The sequence below is a fragment of the Campylobacter sp. BCW_4323 genome, assembly GCF_001763115.1.
GTDB classification, from domain to species: domain Bacteria; phylum Campylobacterota; class Campylobacteria; order Campylobacterales; family Campylobacteraceae; genus Campylobacter_D; species Campylobacter_D jejuni.
This window is the reverse complement of record NZ_MJYC01000065.1, coordinates 1-20,642: the sequence shown is the minus strand read 5'-3', so window position 1 is coordinate 20,642 and position 20,642 is coordinate 1. Positions and strand designations below refer to the sequence as shown.

At 29.4% G+C, this 20,642-nt stretch carries 20 protein-coding genes; 9 read left to right on the top strand and 11 right to left on the bottom strand.

Translation table 11 applies throughout. From position 1 onward, the window contains the following. The 9 genes from AJN60_RS06495 to AJN60_RS06455 all read right to left on the bottom strand — a co-directional run. Positions 1–285, bottom strand: a 285-nt coding sequence (locus AJN60_RS06495) for a glycosyltransferase family 2 protein (RefSeq protein ID WP_141085091.1), incomplete at its 3' end; no start/stop codon positions are given. A 20-nt stretch (positions 286–305) separates the two neighbouring features. Next, entirely contained in the window at positions 306–1,481 is a 1,176-nt protein-coding gene (locus tag AJN60_RS06490; protein ID WP_052834491.1) for a nucleotide sugar dehydrogenase, read from the bottom strand. Between the two features lie 26 nt (positions 1,482–1,507). Further along, a complete protein-coding gene (locus AJN60_RS06485; protein WP_070286132.1) occupies positions 1,508–3,631 on the bottom strand; it encodes a capsular polysaccharide export protein, LipB/KpsS family in 2,124 nt (707 codons plus the stop codon). After that, positions 3,631–4,578 (bottom strand): KpsF/GutQ family sugar-phosphate isomerase, encoded by a 948-nt coding sequence (locus AJN60_RS06480; protein WP_070286131.1) that lies wholly within the window; start codon positions 4,576–4,578, stop codon positions 3,631–3,633. The genes AJN60_RS06485 and AJN60_RS06480 overlap by 1 nt, the downstream gene beginning before the upstream one ends. 11 nt (positions 4,579–4,589) lie before the next feature. Beyond that, positions 4,590–6,248, bottom strand: a complete 1,659-nt coding sequence (locus AJN60_RS06475; RefSeq protein WP_070286130.1) for a polysaccharide biosynthesis/export family protein — start codon at positions 6,246–6,248, stop codon at positions 4,590–4,592. Between the two features lies 1 nt (position 6,249). Beyond that, complete coding sequence (locus tag AJN60_RS06470) at positions 6,250–7,368, bottom strand: capsule biosynthesis protein (protein WP_070286129.1); 1,119 nt, start codon at positions 7,366–7,368, stop codon at positions 6,250–6,252. Further along, complete coding sequence (locus tag AJN60_RS06465) at positions 7,368–8,030, bottom strand: ABC transporter ATP-binding protein (RefSeq protein ID WP_014517118.1); 663 nt, start codon at positions 8,028–8,030, stop codon at positions 7,368–7,370. Before AJN60_RS06465 ends, AJN60_RS06470 begins: the two co-directional genes overlap by 1 nt. Next, positions 8,027–8,809 (bottom strand): capsule polysaccharide transporter KpsM, encoded by a 783-nt coding sequence (gene kpsM / locus AJN60_RS06460; protein WP_002932253.1) that lies wholly within the window; start codon positions 8,807–8,809, stop codon positions 8,027–8,029. The genes AJN60_RS06465 and kpsM overlap by 4 nt, the downstream gene beginning before the upstream one ends. A 71-nt stretch (positions 8,810–8,880) precedes the next feature. Continuing rightward, on the bottom strand, positions 8,881–9,288 hold the full coding sequence (locus AJN60_RS06455; protein ID WP_070286128.1) for a hypothetical protein: 408 nt from the start codon (positions 9,286–9,288) through the stop codon (positions 8,881–8,883). A 76-nt stretch (positions 9,289–9,364) separates the two neighbouring features. Between AJN60_RS06455 and ciaI the strand changes: the two genes are divergently transcribed. The 3 genes from ciaI to AJN60_RS06440 are packed head-to-tail and all read left to right on the top strand — an operon-like array spanning position 9,365 to position 11,369. Continuing rightward, entirely contained in the window at positions 9,365–9,928 is a 564-nt protein-coding gene (gene ciaI, locus AJN60_RS06450; RefSeq protein WP_002826203.1) for an intracellular survival protein CiaI, read from the top strand. Between the two features lie 36 nt (positions 9,929–9,964). Next, entirely contained in the window at positions 9,965–10,654 is a 690-nt protein-coding gene (dut, locus tag AJN60_RS06445) for a dUTPase (protein WP_070286127.1), read from the top strand. A gap of 1 nt (position 10,655) precedes the next feature. After that, a complete protein-coding gene (locus AJN60_RS06440; protein WP_070286126.1) occupies positions 10,656–11,369 on the top strand; it encodes an EI24 domain-containing protein in 714 nt (237 codons plus the stop codon). Here the strand turns inward: AJN60_RS06440 and tilS are convergent. Next, the gene (gene tilS, locus AJN60_RS06435; RefSeq protein ID WP_070286125.1) at positions 11,352–12,317 is read right to left on the bottom strand and encodes a tRNA lysidine(34) synthetase TilS; all 966 of its coding nucleotides are present in this window, start codon (positions 12,315–12,317) and stop codon (positions 11,352–11,354) included. The two genes, AJN60_RS06440 and tilS, sit on opposite strands and share 18 nt — an antisense overlap. Continuing rightward, entirely contained in the window at positions 12,307–13,626 is a 1,320-nt protein-coding gene (gene rimO, locus AJN60_RS06430; RefSeq protein ID WP_052858332.1) for a 30S ribosomal protein S12 methylthiotransferase RimO, read from the bottom strand. Before rimO ends, tilS begins: the two co-directional genes overlap by 11 nt. Positions 13,627–13,699: 73 nt before the next feature. On the opposite strand from rimO, the gene prfB reads away from it, so the two are divergent. The 6 genes from prfB to AJN60_RS06400 form a co-directional block, all read left to right on the top strand. Beyond that, positions 13,700–14,797, top strand: a complete 1,098-nt coding sequence (gene prfB / locus AJN60_RS06425; protein WP_002867022.1) for a peptide chain release factor 2 — start codon at positions 13,700–13,702, stop codon at positions 14,795–14,797. 13 nt (positions 14,798–14,810) lie between these two features. After that, positions 14,811–15,716, top strand: coding sequence for a sulfate adenylyltransferase subunit CysD (gene cysD / locus AJN60_RS06420; protein WP_052858334.1), 906 nt, complete (start codon positions 14,811–14,813; stop codon positions 15,714–15,716). After that, entirely contained in the window at positions 15,716–17,131 is a 1,416-nt protein-coding gene (gene cysN, locus AJN60_RS06415; RefSeq protein ID WP_052858336.1) for a sulfate adenylyltransferase subunit CysN, read from the top strand. Before cysD ends, cysN begins: the two co-directional genes overlap by 1 nt. Continuing rightward, positions 17,128–18,840 carry an SLC13 family permease gene (locus tag AJN60_RS06410; protein WP_052858338.1) on the top strand — a complete coding sequence of 571 codons (1,713 nt, stop codon included), beginning with the start codon at positions 17,128–17,130 and terminating at the stop codon, positions 18,838–18,840. Before cysN ends, AJN60_RS06410 begins: the two co-directional genes overlap by 4 nt. A 7-nt stretch (positions 18,841–18,847) precedes the next feature. Further along, the gene (gene cysC, locus AJN60_RS06405) at positions 18,848–19,447 is read left to right on the top strand and encodes an adenylyl-sulfate kinase (protein ID WP_070286124.1); all 600 of its coding nucleotides are present in this window, start codon (positions 18,848–18,850) and stop codon (positions 19,445–19,447) included. 91 nt (positions 19,448–19,538) lie between these two features. Further along, the coding region (locus tag AJN60_RS06400; RefSeq protein ID WP_070286123.1) for a sulfotransferase family 2 domain-containing protein at positions 19,539–20,642 on the top strand (1,104 nt) is incomplete at its 3' end.

Here is a 20,642-nt window from a genome sequence, read left to right as displayed (position 1 = left end):
TTTTAATTCTTGGGTAATATTTTTAAAATCATATTCTTTACTAAAGAATTCTATGCCAACATTTCTTGCTGTACTTTGTCCCCCGTTTTCCTTATCAAAAAGTATAAATCTTTCATCTTTTAAAGTATATTCTTTTGCTATATTGAGTGAGTTTTCATCAGTACTTCCATCATTTACAAGTACAACTTGTAAATTTTTATAAGTTTGATTAACAACACTATCTAAACATTCTTTTAAATATTTTTCCACATTATAGATTGGGATAACTACACCTACGGTTTTCATTGTTTTTTCCTTAATATTAACTACACATCACTTTTGAAAATATCTGTTGTAAAAACTTTATATTTATATTGCAATATATTATCATCAACTCGATTTGCAACTATTAAATCAGAATTTTGTATAAATATAGATAATTTTTTTTCAACAAAACATGTACCAAAAGAGGCTGTATCTAAAAATGGCTCATAAATGATTATATTTTTATTATATTCTTTTAAATAATCGATCAAATCCAATACAACAGAATTTCTAAAATTATCTGAATCTTTTTTCATTAACAACCTATATATCCCTATTGTTTTTTTAGATTTTGAGAGGATTAAATCCGCAATATATTTTTTTCTTATTTCATTAGTTTTAACAATAGATTCTATTAGGATATTAGGTGTTGAACTTTTTAAAAAATTAGCTAAAAGTTGCTTAGTATCTTTTGGTAAACAATATCCCCCATACCCAAAACTTGGATTATTATAATAATCACCAATTCTCAGATCAGCACTTACTCCGCTAATAATTTCTTCGGTATTCAATTTGTTAACCCTAGCGTATGTATCCAATTCATTAAAAAATCCAATTCTCATTGCTAAATATGTATTAGCAAAAAGTTTAATACTTTCAGCTTCTTGAGATCCTGTAAATAATACTTTTACATCATTTTTCAAACAAGAATCTGTAAATAATCGAGCTACTGCTTCAGCTCTAGCACTTTTTTCACCTATAACAATTCTACTAGGATACAAACTATCGTACAATGCACTACCTTCTCTTAAAAATTCAGGAGAAAAAATTATATTATTTGTATGAAATTTATATTTTAAATTATCAATATAACCAATTGGAATAGTGCTTTTTACAATAATAATAGCTGAGGTATTATATTGCAAAATTTCACTAACAACACTTTCAATACTAGAAGTATCAAAATAGTCATTTTTTGAATCATAATTAGTCGGTGTTGCTATAATAATATACTCTGCATTTTCAAAAGCATATTTCTTATTTAAAGTTGCAATAAGATTTATACTTTCTTTCTTAAAATATTCTTCTATTAATTTATCTTTTATGGGTGATTGTTTAGAATTTACTAAATCAACTTTATTTTTATCAATATCTGTAATAACAACTCGGTGTTTTTCAGATAGCAACAAAGCATTTGCGAGTCCAACATACCCTATACCAACAACAGTTATATTCATACTTATAATATCCTGAATAAAAAAAATTATTTTTTAGTATATAATATTTTCTTTAATATTCTATAAAATCTAAAATGAGATATTTTAGATTTAACCCAATCAGGAATCAATAGATCAAATAATTTTATAAAAATATTTTTGCTATATAATTCAAACTTATAAGGTGTGTAAATTAAAGATTGAAAATTATATGAAACTTTATCAATATTTTTAACATCTAAAAAACATTGATTTTCTAAAACTATTTTATAAAAATCTATCTTATAAACTTTATTATAGAATCTACCATTGTTAAAACTTTTTTTATAATAAGATTTTCCAAAACTATAAAAATTATTTTTTAGATACCATATAAATTTTAAAACTTTATTATAATCAATTTTCAAATCTGAAACCAAAAATCTCAAAAGTTCATCGCTGTTATGAGCTTGAAAATTTAAACCTTGAAAGTTATAAAATGCATTAGCACAATTTATACAAGGCTTATTCATTATCATAGCATAAAGCCCAACACCCGAATTCAACGTAACCACCACATCACACAAACTAATTGCATCGATAATATTTGTCTTATTTGAAATAAAATTTAAATTCTTATACTTAGATTTCGCTATTTTTAAGCTAAGAGGATGCTTTTTCACTAAAAAAATATGAGTTTGTCTTAATTTAAAAGCCGTATCATTTATTATATCTAAAAAACCACTCCAATCAAAAGGTTTATATGTAAAATATTTTATAACAGTATCGCTTTCAACTTGTAACGGAACAAAAACTATCTTTTTATCGTTAACAAAAAATTTATCTTTCAAATAGTTAAAATTTCTTTTTCCTTGCTTTTCTAAAAAATTATTTCCATCTATAATACTATTGATATATTCTTTACATTCTAAAATTTGAGATTTACTTAAAACTTTATTCCAATTTTCTTCATTATATAAATTTGAATCATAATTAAAACCATTGGTATCAAAAAACCAACTATCAGGTAATGCTCCTCTGTCAAAACATACAAAATCAATATTTTCTGATTTTGCAAATTTATATATTTTTAATCTTCTTTCATTTCCATAAGGATTTGGAAATAAAATCTTGTTTATGTTATTTTGCTTTAAAAAATCTAGCAATTTATCTTGATTAAATTTTTCATCTTCAAAAAAATAGTTTTCATTTTTACTTATTACATTGCCTATATATACAAGAGCGCTATGTAAAGAATTTAATATTAATTTTTCCTTAGAACAAAGCAATAAAATATTATTTTTTAAAGCATCTTTATCAAGCAATGGTTTAATTTGATAATTTTTTAAATTGGCCAAATTCTTATAAAATATTTTATGATTTTTATGCCTATAAGACATATAATTATTTTGATTAGGCTCTTCATGATAAAAATGATACATATAAATTCCATGAAAACTCATTTCATACCCAAACAAAGAGAACCATGCTCTAAAACCTTTAAATTTTCTTATATTCCAAGTTCCCTCATCATAACACAATGCTTTTGGAGTGTTTGAAAAATTTGTTGTACAAAAAAGTAATCTTGCAAAAAAATCATGATCCTCATAACTATGGCCTATAAAATTATGATTATTACCCCCTAATACTAAAAATTTATATCTATTTACGATAATGGAACTTGAAATAAGAGAAAAATATTTAATCAATTTTCTTTTTCCAGTGATTAAATCATGTTTGATAATTTCATCCCATAAGTATTTGTCCTCTTTATAAATTTTCTCACTACCACTTTGACTTAAATACACTACAGGTAAAACCAATAATTCATTGATATTTTGAGCAATATTTTTAACTTTAATAAGATTTAAAATTTTTTCTAAAGATAATAAACTAATATAACAATCAACATCTAAAAACATTATAACTTTAGAATTTGCATAAACAGCGCCTAAATTTCTACATTTTCCCTGGGAAAAATAATCTTTTTGGTCTTTATCTTTTAAATAAATATGACCACTATTTTCTATGATTTGTTTTAAATTGTTTTTCAAAGATGAATATCCTTCAACGAAAATAAACTCTACATTCTCATCACTTTGAAAAAATTTAGCTTTTTGAAGAACTCTTTCTTCTATGTAATCACGTTCTTTACTTAATCCAAAAGGAATAATAACAGATAAAAGAGGCATTAAACATTTCCTATGGCATAAAGCTGGATAATACCTACAACTTTTTCTTCTTTTCCTACTATAATTTCTTTGATTTTATGTTTTAACATGATCTCCTCTGCTTCACTTGCCATAGCATCAGCATCGACTACTTTAGGATTTGTACTCATGATTTCTTTGGCCCTAAAATCAAATCTTGGTTTATCGCTTGTCTTTAAAGCACGACGTAAATCCCCATCAGTGATAATACCAACCAATTTTTCATTTTCAAGTACCACACAAAGCCCTAGTTTTCCACTGGTCATCACATCAACAAGATCATTAAATTCGGTATCAGGATGCACTATAGGAAGGTTACTTGAAACCATAAGATCTTTCACCTTGGTTAAAAGCTTACGACCCAAACTCCCCCCTGGATGAAAAAGGGCAAAATCATCGGGCTTGAAATTTCTTACCTTCATCAAAGCAGCCGCTAAAGCATCCCCCATAACCAAAGTTGCCGTTGTCGAAGACATAGGAGCAAGCTGCAAAGGACAAGCTTCCTTTTCCACAGCTATATTTAAAAATATATCTCCTTGCTTTACAAGGGTGGAATTTTTTTTACCGCACATTACTATAAGTGGAATTTTACGCTTTTTTATAGCTGGAATGATTTTTAAAATTTCTTCAGTTTCTCCTGAATTTGAAATAGCAATTAAAACATCTTCGGAAGTTAACATTCCAAGATCTCCATGCAAAGCCTCTCCTGGATGGATGAAAAAGCTTGGTGTTCCTGTGCTTGCTAAAGTAGCTGCTATCTTAGCACCTATATGGCCTGATTTACCCATTCCACTGACTATGCAACGCCCTTTGGTATTTAACATCAAATTCGCAGCTTGATTAAAATTTGCATCTAAATTTTTAGCCAAATCCAAAATAGCTTGCGCTTCTTTTTCAAAAACTTCTTTGGCTATTTCAAGAGTATTCATTATTTTAAACCTTAAAGATTAAGTACAACATTGGTTGCGATAGCAATTTGATAAAGAATTTGAGTTAACATTGAAAAAATTTGCAAATTCTCACTATCCACTTTTGGCAATACCAATACAGAATCACCTGGTTTCATATCTATACCACTATGATATTTTTCAGCTTTTCCATTGCTTCGTATCACCAAAACTTTTGAAGTATCCGCTCTTTCTCCATAACCTCCTGCAAGATTGATATAATATCTTAAATCTTTTCCTTTATCATACACAAAAGCCCCAGGTAAAGAAACCTCGCCTTGAACTATGACAAGATTATTCTTACTTGGTACATTAATAGTATCACCATCTTCTAAAATAACCGAATTATAAGACTTTGGATTATCGATGACAATTTGTCCTTTTGGTTGCACTTGCTTAGCTCTTTGGATAAATTCTAAAATCGTTTTTGCTTGTTGAGCTCTTATAGCTGCGCCTTGAGCTGTAACAGAACTGCTAGTTAAAGCTAGAGTTTCGAGCTCTTTAAGCTGAGCATTGATAAGCTCTTTTTGAGTTCTAGCTACACTTTTTCTAAATACTTGCAAAGCTTGCATGTTTGATTGCGGATTAGCCTTGATTAGTTTAAAAATATCTTCTAAAGTCGTTCCTTTACCTACAACTAAAGTTTTTAAACCATTGTGCTCGCCATTTACACTTATAGTTATATTTTCAGAAACATACTCAGGGTGAAATTCTACCTCATCTCCTGTTCTAAGTAAAACTTTTGAAAATTGCATTTTATTATAAGCACTGACATCAAGTTTATGATCTTCACCATAACTTTTTACGATAGCATTAGTCACGATAGGTTTAGCACCTGATACTCTAGCTAAGTCAGCTAAAGTTTTAATATCATTTGAAAGTTCAAAACGAAAAGGTCTTTGCACATCACCATTAACAAAAGCGTAATTTTGAACATTTCCTACTAAGATAACATCTCCACTTCTAAAAGGAAAAAGATCCATTTGCCCTTTTAACAAAAAATCATATAAATCGATATTTTTTATCACGCTGTTATTGCGCAAAATTTGAATATCTCTAAAACTTCCATATTCTAAATTTATACCCCCTGCTTTATCAAGATACTGAATCACTGAATCCGAACTAAGTCCTTGATAAAGTCCTGGAGCATTAACACTTCCTGTTACAAAAACGCTGACATTTTGATAAGCATTCATATCTGCATAAACAAAAACATTGCTTTTATAGATTTTATTAACACGTGCTTTTATAACACTTACAAGAGTACTATTTTTCACACCTAGTAAATTTACAGCTCCTACTTTAGGGATAAAAATATTTCCTTGAGAATCCACCACTAAAACTTGAGAAAACTCAACAGCTCCCCAAATTTTAAGACTGATTTGATCGCCGACTGCGATCTTGTAATCTGGGTTATAAACTCTTTGATTGTAATTTTTAAAATTTCCATTAAAAAGATGAGCACCAAATACTAAAATTTGATGAATTTTTGTAAGATTATTTTCTTTATTTGCTATATCATAATTTGAGCTTAAATTTTGTTCTATGTTAGTTGTAGTAGAACCTTGATCCTCTGCTGAAATGATTTGTGAAACATCCACGGCTCCAAAACATAAAATACAGCTAAAAAATAAAATTAATATTTTTTTCATTTTAATACTTATGCTCCTCTATTATCATTTTAATAAATTTAACAATCCCAAAAATCAAAGATAATACAATAAACGCTGTTAAAATATCATAAATTCTTTCGGGATATTTTGCGCTTTCTGGAATATCTGGACTTTGGATGATAACAAGTTGTTTTATTTTTCTTAATGCTTCTATTCTAGCACTTTCATAAGCTTTTAAAGCTGCTTCATAAGCTTTTTGCGCAAAAGTAGCTTCTATAGTTAAATCCTGAAATTTAGCAGCCAAATCATTAAGCTTTTGAGAAGAGTTGTTAGCTGAAATTTTAGATTTTTCCCTTAAAAGCTGTTTTTTAATCGCTTCAATTTCTGCTTTAAGTGCTACTACTTCAGGTGCTGCATCATTCATATAGCTTTGTAAAGTTAAAAGTTTAGCTTCTTTTTGAGCTAGATTAGCCTCAATTTGTGCAACCAAACTTGCTTTAGTTTCAGCTTGCTTTAAAGGGTCAAAAACTCCATATTTATTTTGAAAAGCAATCAAATCATTTTGTGCTTTTTGATATCGTTCTTTGTATTTTTGTACTTCATTTTCAGCAAAAGCCATTTGCTCTCTAGCTGCTTTATGAGAGATTTCATTGATAAACTTTTCGCTTTCTTGCATAATAGTTTGAGCAATCAAATGAGCTGATTTAGGTGTAAAACCCTCTACTTCAACTTTTAAAAGTTTAGTGGTTTCATCCGTATGAACCTTAACTCTTGCTTGGTAGTATTTAAGATAAGATTCTATCGAGCTTGAATCCCAAATTTTAAAAGGTAAATCTATATGTTGTTCTTGATAAAGATTTTTAAGTTTGATTTTTTCATCCAAAATCTTTAACATATCACTTGATTCCATATAACCTTTTAGATAATTTAAATCTTCGTTTGCTGTAGAAGTACTACTAAGCAAAGACAAAATTCCACTTGTTTGAACACTTTCTCCACTTGTTGATCTAACATCTAAAATCATCGTACTTACATATCTTGGTGCTGCAATCAATGTATAATAAATCACAACAAAAATCATTATAAACCAAACAATTTTAAAAGAATCAAATATGCTTAAATCTTTGATTTTTTCTAATAAAGTTTTATTTTCTTCCATTAAGCTTTTCCTTGATATACAGCTATTCCTTCGTCTACATCATCGTAAACCGCAATTTGTCCATTTTTCATATAAATTATTTTATCACACCATTCTTTAATTTCAGCTACATCATGAGACACCATAATCACTTTTGATTTGCTTAATCTTTCTCTATATAATTTCACACTTTTTTCTCTAAAAGCAGGGTCTCCAACAGCCCCTGCTTCATCGATCAAATAATAATCAAAATCAAAGGCCATACTAAGTCCAAAAGCTATCCTAGCACTCATTCCCGAAGAGTAAGTCTTCATAGGTTCATCAAAAAATTTCCCAAGCTCTGCAAAATCTTCTACGAATTTTACTTTTTCTTGAAGTTTTTTACCCTTATATCCATACACTCTAGCTACAAATTTAGCATTATCTCTAGCGGTTAAAGAACCTTGAAAAGCTCCGTTTAAACCCAAAGGCCAAGATAATTTTTTATTAGTAATTATCTTGCCACTATCAGGAAGCTCTGCCCCGCTTAAAAGTCTCATAAGAGTGGACTTACCTGCTCCATTGCCCCCCATCAATCCTATACTACAATTTTCAGGAAATTCAAAAGTAAAATTTTTAAAAACATAATGTCTTCCACCGCTAAATAAAGGATAGGATTTTGTTAGATTGATTAGCTTTATCATTCTTTTTTTGCCGCCGTTAAAGCTTGTCTGTTATAGTAATAGACAAAAAGTCCTATAAATAAAACAAGTAAAATCCAAAATATAGCATAAAAATAACTATATTCATCTTGCAAAGGATAATTCTCAAAAAAATTAAATCTTAAAAGCTCCATTATGTGAAGCAAAGGATTATAATAAAATATATCAAGCAAAGGTCTTGGCATAAGCCAAGTAGGAAATATAATCCCGGAACTCCAATAAAACACTATACTAAAATAAGCTAATAAAGTTCTTAAAGGCTCTACAAAATGCCAAATAATAGCAAAACAAATTCCCAAAGCAAAAGCTGAGCACATAAGTAAAAAAATACAAAATAAAACTCCGAGTAAATGAACGGGGAATACATCAAATCTAAAAAACCATCCTGCAAAAAAAAGCACAGTGATAAAAATCACAAAATAAATACAAAATTCAAGCAAAGTTCTAGCAATAAATACATGTATAGGCTTTACAGGTTTATAAGCAAAAAGAGCCAAATTTGCCTGAGTACCATTCATAAGCTGAGTTACTATACTTCTAAACATAAAATAAGGCATAATACCTGAAATTAAAAACATAAAAATAGAAATTCCTTCAGGCATAACTTGATGATGATATTCTCTTATAATGGTAACAATTACTGTAATAGCAAGTGTTATTGACATTGGTTCTCCAACTACCCAAAGATAACCCAAATGCCTATTAGCACCAAATCTAGTTTTTAACTCTCTAAAAAATAAAGCGTGAATTACATTTAACATTTATTTTCTATACCTAACAATTTACATAAACTATAATCATAACTCATTTTTTTAAACAAAATCATAAAAATTTATTTTTTACAAAACTCAAGTTTTTTACTAAGTCCTAAAGCATTGTTAGTAAATTTAAGCCAAAAAAGCTCTAAGGCATAAATTTTTGCACTTTTATCAAGTTTAGCAAAGGGGAATTTAGAAAAATAAATTTTCATTTGCTCCTTGCTTGCAATTTTAAACTCGGCCTTAGCTTGCACACCTTTTAAAAAGGCTATTTTGCTTTCTTTGGCTATATTAAGTGCTATACTTGAATTTTCACTAGCTAATCTTATATGCTTAGTATCTTCATGAGAAGCGATAATAAAAGCTAAATTCTTCTCATCAAAAACATAAAAAGCACTAGCTGTATAAACACCTTTTTTATCAATCATAGCCCAAGATAAAAGCTGCTCATTTTTTATAAATTCTAAAATTCTTTCATCCATATTGTAAAAATTATACTAAAATATTTTTAAAAATAACCGATTATAATTTTATAAACTATAAATATAAGGGGAAGAAATGCAAATTGATGCTAGCAAAAACCAAAGTTTTTCGATGGATTATACAACAAAAAGTGGCAAACATTTAGCCTTATCTATGTATGACAATCAAAGCGTAAGTTATGCAAATAATGAAGAAGGCAAGACTCTTAATCTTAAGCGTCAGTATGGCTTTAGCTTTACTTTTGAGGGCTCTAAGCTCACACAAAATGATCTTGATGAGATTAAAAATGCTATGAAAGAAGTTGAACCTATGATCAAAGACTTTTTAGCAAATTCTAAAGTCGGAGAGTTAAAGCCAAAAGAAATTATAGAATCAGCTATGCAAATGGCAAATGTTCTACCAACACCAAATGATGAAAACCATCAAAATGCTATTATGAATAATTTTACAAATAAACTCAGTGATTTACTAAAACAAAATCAAACAGATGATAAAGATATCAATGCTTCTATGCTTGAAGATAGTAAAAAACTCCTCGATGAAGTTTTAGAACAAATGAAAAAACAACTTGAAAAACAACAAGAAAAAGCCAAGGAAAATCAAGATAAGACAGATGATAGTTTAAATCTTTACGCTTAAATCATATAATATTAAAAATTATCAAGGAGTTTTTAAATGATAAATATCGAAATTTTAGAAAATATGCTCAAACTCCAACAAAAACTCAACGACGAAACAAACGGTTTAAATTGGGAAAATGGCTACACCAAAGAAGGAAAACTGATCAGTTGGAGACGCTGTATTTATATGGAATGTGCAGAACTTATAGACTCTTTTGCATGGAAACATTGGAAAAACATTTCAAGTCCGACAAATTGGGAAAATGTGCGTATAGAGATTGTCGATATTTGGCATTTTATCTTAAGTCTTTTACTTGAAGAATATCGCGATAAAAATGGAAATGATTTTAAAATTATAGCCAATGAAGTGATTTCAGTGAGTGTATTTCAGGATTTTTGCAAAGAAGAAGAATATCCTAGCGAAAGCGATATTTATGGTATTTTAAATGATATAGAGCTTATTATCCACAAATGCAGTGGCTTTGGATTTAATCTTGGAGAATTACTTTCAACCTATTTTACCCTAGCTATTAAATGCGGGCTTAATCTTGAAATTCTTTATAAAACCTACATAGGAAAAAATGTTTTAAATATTTTTAGACAAAACAATGGCTACAAAGATGGCAGCTATAAAAAAACTTGGAATGGCAAAGAAGACAATGAAGTTTTAGCTCAAATTTTAGAACAAGAGCTTGATTTTGATACTATTTATAAAAAACTAGAAGAATGCTACAAAAAGGCATAATTTGGATATTTTAAAACTTGCGATCAAAGATTTTTTAAGTCTTAAATTTTTAAAATTTGCCTTAATTCCTTTGATTTTTAGCCTTGTACTGATACTTTTTTTAGGAATACTTGGCTTTTCAGCTTTGCTGGATTATTTTAATTCTTTATTTAGCGTTGGAGAGGATTCGTTTTGGGCGTGGTTTTATGCCCTTCATTTTGTGCAAATTTTAATCACCATCATAAGTTTTTTATTTTCAGGTTTTATTGTTGTTTTTGCTTCGGTTTTTTTAGCCCTTTTTATCACTTCTTTTCTCACTCCTTTTATCGCTAAAGAAATCAACCAAAAATATTACCATTATGATAATACAAACGAAGTTTCAACCCTAAAAACTATCTTTGAAATTTTTAAAATTTTTATAAAATTTATAGGGATTTTTTTACTTTGTACCTTGGCTTTATTTTTACCTTTTATCAATATTTTTGTATATTATCTTGCTTTTTATTATCTCTTTCACAAACTTTTAATGATTGATGTTACAAGCACGATTTTAGGCAAAGAAAGTTTTAAAAATTTTCATTCTGATTTTTCGCCTTTAGAGTTTAAATTTAGCACTCTTTGTTTTTATCTACTCTCATCAGTGCCACTTTTAGGACTTTTTTTGCAAGTGTTTTTTGTGATTTTTCTCACACATTTAGGCTATCAAAGAATTTTAAAACTAAAAGCTAAGACTTGAAATATCGATTTTGTGATTATATAAATAAGCTCTTAAAAGTCTTGGAATTTTAGCTATTCTACACTCTTCTTTGAAATTTTTAGGTAATTTTTGACAAGTTTCGTACTCAAAAACAATAGCTTGTTCGTTTTTATATACAAGTGCTATTTTACCACCTAAAACACAATCACCCTTTAAAAGCTCCTTTCTTTGTGCCGTACTTAAAAGCAAACCTTTCATTTTCACCGCTCTAGCGATCAAGCTTTCATTTTTAGGGCAAATAAGAAGCCCTTGAATTTCTTTGATATTTTCAAAATCATAAAGTTTTTTCCTATCTTCACTAAGATAAGAAAAGCTTCTTTTTAAACCCTGATGAAATTCACTCACAAAGGCATTAGAGAAATTTTTTCTTATATAATTTCTAAAATATTTTTCATTTTCATTACTTTCATCATGAAAATAAAAAATATCTTTTTCTTTTAAAAAAGATGAAATTTCATCTTTACTTATAAAGAGTAAAGGGCGTAAAAGTGTATAATTTGAGCGTTTTTCATACTCTTGCATACCTAAAATTTCAGCCAAACCTGCACCTCGTGAAAGTTGCATCAAAAACCATTCAAATTGATCGTTTAAATGATGGGCTAAGATAAGATGATCATAATCTTGCTCAAGACAAATTTTTTCAAAAAAATCATAGCGAAAATCTCTGGCTTTTTTTTCAAAATTACTTTGAAATTTAGGAGCGTGTTTTATGAAAATTTTTTTATGAAATTTCAAAGCAAGTTCTTTGGCTTTTAACTCTTCTAAATCACTATTTTTTCTAGTTTTGTAATTTATCATCACAAGATCAAAGTCGATCTTTTCTCGCATTAAAAGATAAAAAAGCGCACTAGAATCACTTCCATAAGAAAAAGCAAGTAAATTTTTACCCCTTTTTAAAAGGGATAAAATTTCATCTTTAATTTGCATCTACTTTTCTTAAAGCCTTAGCAAGGAGCTTTTTATCAAGGTTTTGTAAAATTTCACATTCATAAATTTGCCCCATTTCTAAATTTCCACATTCGCTTTCATTGATAAGAATTTCCCCATCAATCTCTCTATCCCATCTTAGATCTTTAGCTGCGATGAAAAACTCTCCCTCGCTACTTTCCCCCGTGCAAACTACTAAACGCTTTTGCCCTACTTCTTTTTCAAAACTTTTTTCTATCACTTCATCAACAATTTTTTCTATGATTTTAAGCCTTTTATTGATCACTTTAAAAGGCACTTGCTCCATATCAAAAGCAGCCGTATCTTCTTCCTTAGAATACGCAAAAACACTCACTCTATCAAAACCAAAATCTTTAACAAACTCACAAAGCTCTTCAAAATCTGCCTCACTTTCACCTGGATGTCCTACGATAAAGCCAGTGCGTAAAAAACTATTTGGCACACTTTTCATTAAATTTAGCATTTCTTTAAGTCTTGTGCTATTTGCCCCACGCTTCATGATTTTAAGCATATTATCACTTATGTGCTGCAAAGGCATATCAAAATAATTTACAAAAATTTCAGAAGCTATAATGCGTTTAATCAAAGCTTCGCTCGCACTCGTAGGATAAAGATATAAAATTCTAGCTGCTCTTATGCCTTTGATTTTTTCCACCTCATCGATTAAGCGTATAAGCCCATCTTTTTCACCCTTATCAAACAAATAAGAACTCGTATCTTGCGCAATAAAAGAAAAGTCCTTATAACCTCTAGCCGCTAAATCTTTAAGCTCAGCTACAATGCTACTTATTTCGCGAGATTTTAACTTGCCTTTAAAACTTGGGATGGCACAAAAAGAGCATTTTTGATTACAACCTTCGGCGATTTTTATAAAAGCATGGGAATTTGAACCTGTGATAATACGTTTGGAATTTTCACTTTGCAAATAAGTCGAATTGGAAAATAAATTTGTTTTTTTAAGTATCATTTCATCGATTCTTTCATAATCACCCACACCTGTGAAAAGATCAACCTCAGGAAGTTCTTTCATAAGTTCTTCGCGGTAACGCTGCATCAAACAACCTGTAACCACCAAAAGAGAATCTTTTTTTCTTTGTTCGTGCAAATCCAAAATCGCATTAATGCTTTCTTTTTTTGCACTATCGATAAAACCACAGGTATTTACGATCAAAACATCGGCTTTGCTTGGTTCATCGCAAAGCTCATAAGCACTAAGGCGTCCTAGCATGATCTCACTATCGACTAAATTTTTATTACAACCTAAAGACATAAGATAAAGTTTTGACATTTTTTTCCTATATTAAAGTTTTCTTTTGATATAATTTTTGATTTTAAAAATATAATTATAGCAAAGAAATTTTATGGATAACTACGAATTTAGCGAACTTTTAAAAACTTTAAAAAACAAAGTCGGCAACATAGCCTCCATCATCAAGCCTGAAAATATCCAAACAAGGCTTAAAGAAATCGAAGAACTCGAAAATTCTCCTTCTTTTTGGAGTGATGTCAAACAAGCAGGGATCATAGGCAAAGAAAAAACCAAAATCACCAATCTACTTAAAAACTATGAAAATGCTTTTAATGCCCTAAATGACGCAAGCGAACTTTTCGATCTGGCCAATAGCGAAAACGATACAGAAACGCTTGAAGCTTTATTTAATGACGCACCAAAACTTGAAGATACCATCACAAGTCTTGAAATTTCCATGCTTTTAAGCGGAGAAAATGATGGTAAAAATGCCATTGTTTCCATTCACCCAGGTGCGGGCGGAACGGAAAGCAATGACTGGGCAAGCATACTTTATAGAATGTATTTAAGATTTTGCGAAAGAGAAGGTTTTAAAGTCGAAACTCTAGACTTTCAAGAAGGCGAAGAAGCAGGGCTTAAAGATGTGAGCTTTTTAGTTAAAGGCGAAAATGCTTATGGTTATTTAAAGGCTGAAAATGGCATTCATCGTTTGGTAAGAACTTCTCCTTTTGATAGTGCAGGACGCCGTCATACAAGCTTTTCAAGTGTTATGGTAAGCCCTGAACTTGATGATGATATAGAAATTGAAATCGAAGAAAAAGACATAAGAATAGATTATTACAGAGCAAGTGGTGCAGGCGGACAACATGTTAATAAAACAGAATCAGCCGTGAGAATCACGCATTTTCCAACAGGCATAGTCGTACAATGCCAAAATGACAGAAGTCAGCACAAAAACAAAGCTACCGCTTTTAAAATGCTAAAATCTCGCCTTTATGAACTTGAACTCATGAAACAACAAGATAGTGCTAATGCTGGAGAAAAAAGCGAGATAGGCTGGGGGCATCAAATCCGCTCTTATGTGCTTTTTCCTTATCAGCAAGTCAAAGATAATCGCAGTGGAGAAGCTTTTTCTCAAGTGGATAATATCCTTGATGGGGATATTAAGAAAATGATAGAAGGCGTTTTGATTGCTTTAAAAGCAGAATGATAAAAGGATTAAAATGACTTTCAATCTTACCCATCTAAGACAACTTGAAAGTGAGTCTATTTTCATCATGCGTGAAGTAATATCTGAATTTGAAAAGCCAGCTATGCTTTATAGCATAGGTAAAGATAGTTCAGTGATGCTTCATCTTTTACAAAAAGCTTTTTATCCAGCCACTCCTCCTTTGCCTTTAGTGCATGTAGATACGACTTGGAAATTTAAAGAAATGATAGAATTTCGTGATAAAAGAGCTAAAGAACTCGGTATGGAACTTATCGTTTATACTAATCCAAAAGGCAAAGAAATAAATATATCCCCTTTTATACATGGCTCAAATATGCATACAGATATCATGAAAACTCAAGCTTTAAAGCAAATGCTTGATTTATACCAATTTGATGCTGTTTTTGGAGGAGCTAGACGCGATGAGGAAAAATCGCGAGCAAAAGAGAGAATTTATTCCTTCCGTGATGAAAATCACACTTGGGATCCTAAAAATCAACGCCCAGAACTTTGGAATTTATATAATGGACGCCATAAAAAAGGAGAATCCATAAGAGTTTTTCCGCTGAGCAATTGGACTGAACTTGATATTTGGCAGTATATATACCTTGAAAATATTCCTATACCAAGTCTTTATCTTGCCAAAAAAAGACCTATAGTTGAATACATGGGAATAAAAATTTTAGTTGATGATGATAGAATGCCAAAAGATTTAGCAAAAAATGCTAAAGAAGAAATGGTAAGATTTAGAACTTTGGGTTGCTATCCTCTAACTGGAGCCATAAATTCAAATGCCACAAGTGTTTTAGATATCATAGAAGAACTACTTCTAGCTACAACCAGTGAAAGACAGGGAAGACTTATAGATAGTGATGAAGAAGCTAGCATGGAAAAGAAAAAACAACAAGGATATTTTTAATGCGAAGTGTAGAAAATTATCTAAAAGAACATGAAAATAAAGAACTTTGTCGTTTTATCACTTGTGGTAGCGTTGATGATGGAAAATCTACTCTTATAGGAAGATTGCTTTATGATACTAAAGCTCTTTTTAGTGATCAAATAAGCACCTTAGAAAAAGATAGTAAAAAAATGGGAAATGCCGGAGATAAACTTGATTTTGCACTTTTGGTAGATGGGCTTGCAAGCGAAAGAGAACAAGGCATTACTATAGATGTGGCTTATAGATTTTTTACCAGTAATAAACGCAAATTTATTATAGCTGATACACCAGGGCATGAACAATACACTAGAAACATGACAACAGGAGCAAGCACAGCAGATATTGCTATTATTTTAATTGATGCAAGAAAAGGGGTTTTAAAGCAAACTAAAAGGCATTCTTATATAGTGAGCTTACTTGGTATTAAAAATTTTATCATTGCCATTAACAAAATGGATCTAGTTTCTTACGAAGAAAAAATCTTCAATGATATTTGTAAAGATTATGAAAAAATCATCTCTTATTTGCAAGAAGATATCCAAACACATTTTATTCCCATTTGTGCTTTAAATGGTGAAAATATCACTCAAAAAAGTAGAAATTTATCTTGGTATAAAGGCGAAACTCTACTTACACTTTTAGATGAAATTAAAATAAATAAAATCATTCAAAATGATTTTATCATGCCCGTGCAGTATGTTAATCGCCCACATTTAAATTTTCGTAGTTTTTGCGGAAATATAGCAAGTGGTTATGTAAAATTACAAGATGAAGTTATAGTCTTGCCTTCTATGCAAAAATCTAAAATTAAAAGTATCATTACAAATGATATTAAAGATTTAAGAACTTTAGATAAAAATGAAATCATTCCAAGTCAAAATGAAGCTTGTGTTAATATGGCCGTAAGTTTATGTTTAGAAGATGAAATCGATATTTCTAGAGGCGATATTTTAGCATCTATCAACCATGATCTTAAAATGAGCAATGCTTTTGAATCTATGATTATATGGATGAGTCAAAAACAATTAGATCTTAATGAAAATTATCTTATAAAAAGAGCTCATAATCTTTGCAATGTTAAATTTGAAAATATTAACTATAAAAAAGATATCAATACTTTTAAAGAAGAAAATGCCTCAAATTTAATACTTAATGATATTGCAAATTGCACTTTAAAACTAGATAAAAATTTAGCACTTAAAGAGTATAAAGATAATAAAACCTTAGGATCATTTATTATCATCGATAAATATAGCAATGAAACCTTGGCCGCAGGTATGATAATAAAAATTTTAAATTCACAGCAAAGCCAAAGAATTTACACTCAAGCTGAAATAGAACTTAACGCTTTTATAAGAAAAAACTATCCGGAATGGGGGTGTAGAAAAATATGAAAATCATAGTAGGTATCACGCTTTTAATTCTACTTATATTGCTCATACGCAACAAAATAAAGCCTGCTGTTTTATTTGGAAGTTTGGCAGGATTTTACTACGCTTTAGGTTATCTTGATTTTAAAACTTGGATAAGTTCTTATACAAATGATTCTTTAATTTCACTCATGTTACTACTTCTAGTTTCTATCGCTGTTGAAAAAACTATCATTATAGAATGGGCAAGTAAATTTATCATAGGAAAGAACTATAATCTTTCTCTTTTGAGATTAGGTGTAATTACTTGTGCGGTTTCAGCCTTTTTAAACAATACCGCAGTAGTAGCAAGCTTTATGGGTATAGTAAAAAACAATAAATTTCAAGCTCCTTCAAAGCTTTTAATCCCTCTTTCTTATTTTGCCATAGTAGGTGGTGTTATCACTCTTGTGGGAACTTCTACAAATTTAATCATCAATTCCTTTGTGGTACAAAATGGGCTACCGAGTCTTAAAATGTTTGATTTTTTTTATATAGGTATAGCTTTAAGCATAGGAATGATTTTGGTTTTGATGATTTTTAGTAAATTATTGCCTCATTATGAAAATAAAGATAAAAATATAAAAGAACATTTAATCGCTTTAAAAGTTTTAGAAAATAGCTCTTTAATAGGCAAAAGCATAGAAGAGAACAAACTTAGAAATTTAGAGTTTTTATTTTTAGTAGAAATTCAAAGAAACAATCAAAGCATCACTCCCGTTTCACATAATGAAATCATAAATGCAAAAGATACACTTATATTTAGTGGAGATATTTCACAACTTGAAACTCTAAATAAATTTGATGGCTTAAAACTTGCAGATGGTTATGAGTTGAAAGAAAGTAAATTTATCGATGCAATCATTTCTCCAACTTCTAATTTAATTGGAAAAAGCGTAAAAGAAGCTAATTTTAGATCTAAATTTGACGCAGCTATTATTTCTTTACAAAGAGGAGATGTGCATATCAAAAAAATTGGCGAAAGTGTTTTGCAAGCTGGAGATAGAATGATTTTAGCTGTGGGTAAAGATTTTATCCTAAGGGATAATTTAGCTAAAAATTTTTATTTACTTTCAAATATCAAACAAAACGAAAAACTTGATGCTAAAAAAAGCTTAATGACCATAATGGCTTTTTTAAGTGTTATTGTTTTTTCGGCTTTAAATTTTATCTCTTTTACCAAAGCTTTGCTTATTTGTTTAGGCTTTTTACTACTTTGCAAATTTATCAAGCTTGATGAAATAAAAAGGCGTTTTCCTTTTGATATTTTTATCATAGTAGGCTCTTCTTTAGCAATTACTAAAGTACTTGTAGATAGCGGACTTGCCAAAGATTTAGCTCAACTTATCACAGGTTTTTTTGGACATTATGGAGTTTATGGAAGTTTTATAGGAGTTTATCTTTTAACCCTACTTTTAACCGAATTTATTACCAATAACGCTGCTGCAGCCTTAGCTTTCCCCATAGGTTTTGCCACAGCTCAAGCCTTGGGAGTAAATCCTTTGCCTTTCATCTTTGCTGTAGCTTATGGGGCTAGTGCTGGGTTTATGATACCACATGGATACCAAACTCATTTAATGGTTAGCTCGCTTTGTGATTACAAAATGACAGATTTTATAAAAATAGGCGCCATTGTTTCTATCATGTATAGTGCTATAATTCTCATAGGCGTACCTTTAATCTTTAATTTTTAGGATATTTATGGATAAAAATCTTACTTGGCATAATACAAATATCACCAAAGAACAAAGATCAAAACTTAAAAATCAAAAACCTTGTGTACTTTGGCTAACAGGACTTAGTGCAAGTGGAAAATCAACCATTGCCAATGCTTTAGAACAGAAATTACACGAGCTTGGTTTTCATACTTATTTGCTTGATGGGGATAATATTCGCATGGGTTTAAATAAAGACTTAGGCTTTGATGAAAACTCAAGAGTGGAAAACATAAGACGCATAGCAGAACTTTGCAAACTTTTTGTTGACAGTGGTTTGATTATACTAAGCGCTTTTATCTCACCCTTTAGAAGTGATAGAGCTTTAGCAAGATCTTTGGTAAAAAAAGATGAATTTATAGAAATTTTTGTAGATACACCTTTAGAACTCTGTGAAAAAAGAGATCCTAAAGGACTTTACAAAAAGGCAAGAAATGGAGAAATAAAAAATTTCACAGGTATAGACAGCCCTTATGAAAAACCTCAAAATCCTGAAATTCATTTGCAAAATTCCAAAGCCAAACTTAATGAAAATATAGATATAATCTTAAACTATCTTAGAGAAAATGGATATATTGATACTTGAAAAAATTTATGTAGAAAATAAAAATATTTGAGTAAAAAAGTTTTTTGCATAATAAAATTTTAAAAATTTCTTATTTGACGGAGTTAAAATATTGTTTAAAGATTATCACGATAAATATGGTTGTATCTTTATCCATGTACCAAAAGTTGCTGGAACAAGTATAGAAAGAGTCGTTTTTGAAACAGACAAATGGCTTGTTGGACATGTAAGAGCATTAGACTATATCAATCAAGATAAAAACAAATTTGAAAGTTATTTTTCTTTTGCTTTTGTAAGAAATCCTTTTGACAGAATGGTTTCTGCATTCCATTATCTTAAAAAAGGCGGTGGAAATGATTATGATAAAAATTGGGCGAATGAAAATTTAAAAGACTTTGATACTTTTGAACAATTTGTTTTAGCTTTAAAAAATAAAAATATAAAAGATAAAATTCTATCTTGGCAACATTTTACTCCACAATATAAATTTATCTGCGATGAAAATAAAAATATTTTAGTTAATTTTATAGGTAAATTAGAAAATATAAATAATGATTTTAAAATAGTTAAAAATGAATTAAATTTTGATAGAAATTTAATTCATTCAAATTCAAGCGAGCATGAAATTTTCTCAAATTATTACAATGAAAAAACATACAACATAATAGCAGAGCTTTATAAGGAAGATTTTGCATTATTTGATTATGATTTAGAATATAAAGAATCTATTTATAAGAATTTGGATGTGCAATTCTTATTAAGTATGTACAAAGAAAAATTATTTCTAAAAAATAAAGAGATAGAAAAACTTAGATTATCGCAATTTAAAAAAAATAAAGAAATAAATTCTCAAAATAATATAATTTCACAACAAACTAATCAAATTCATAATTTAAATAAAACACTAAATTTCCAAACCCAACACGGCACAGCCAGAACTCGTATTCAAAACCAACTTTCTTATAAACTAGGACAAGCTTTGATTTTAAATTCTAAAAGTGTATTCGGTTTTTTATCTTTACCTTTTATAATATTAAGCATTGTTATTTCACATAAACAAGAACAAAAGGCTTATAAATTTAAAGTAAAGAAAAATCCAAATTTAGCTTTACCACCTTTAGAAACTTATCCTGATTATAATGAAGCTTTAAAAGAAAAAGAATGTTTTACTTATAAATTAGGAGAAGAATTTATTAAGGCTAGTAAAAATTGGTAT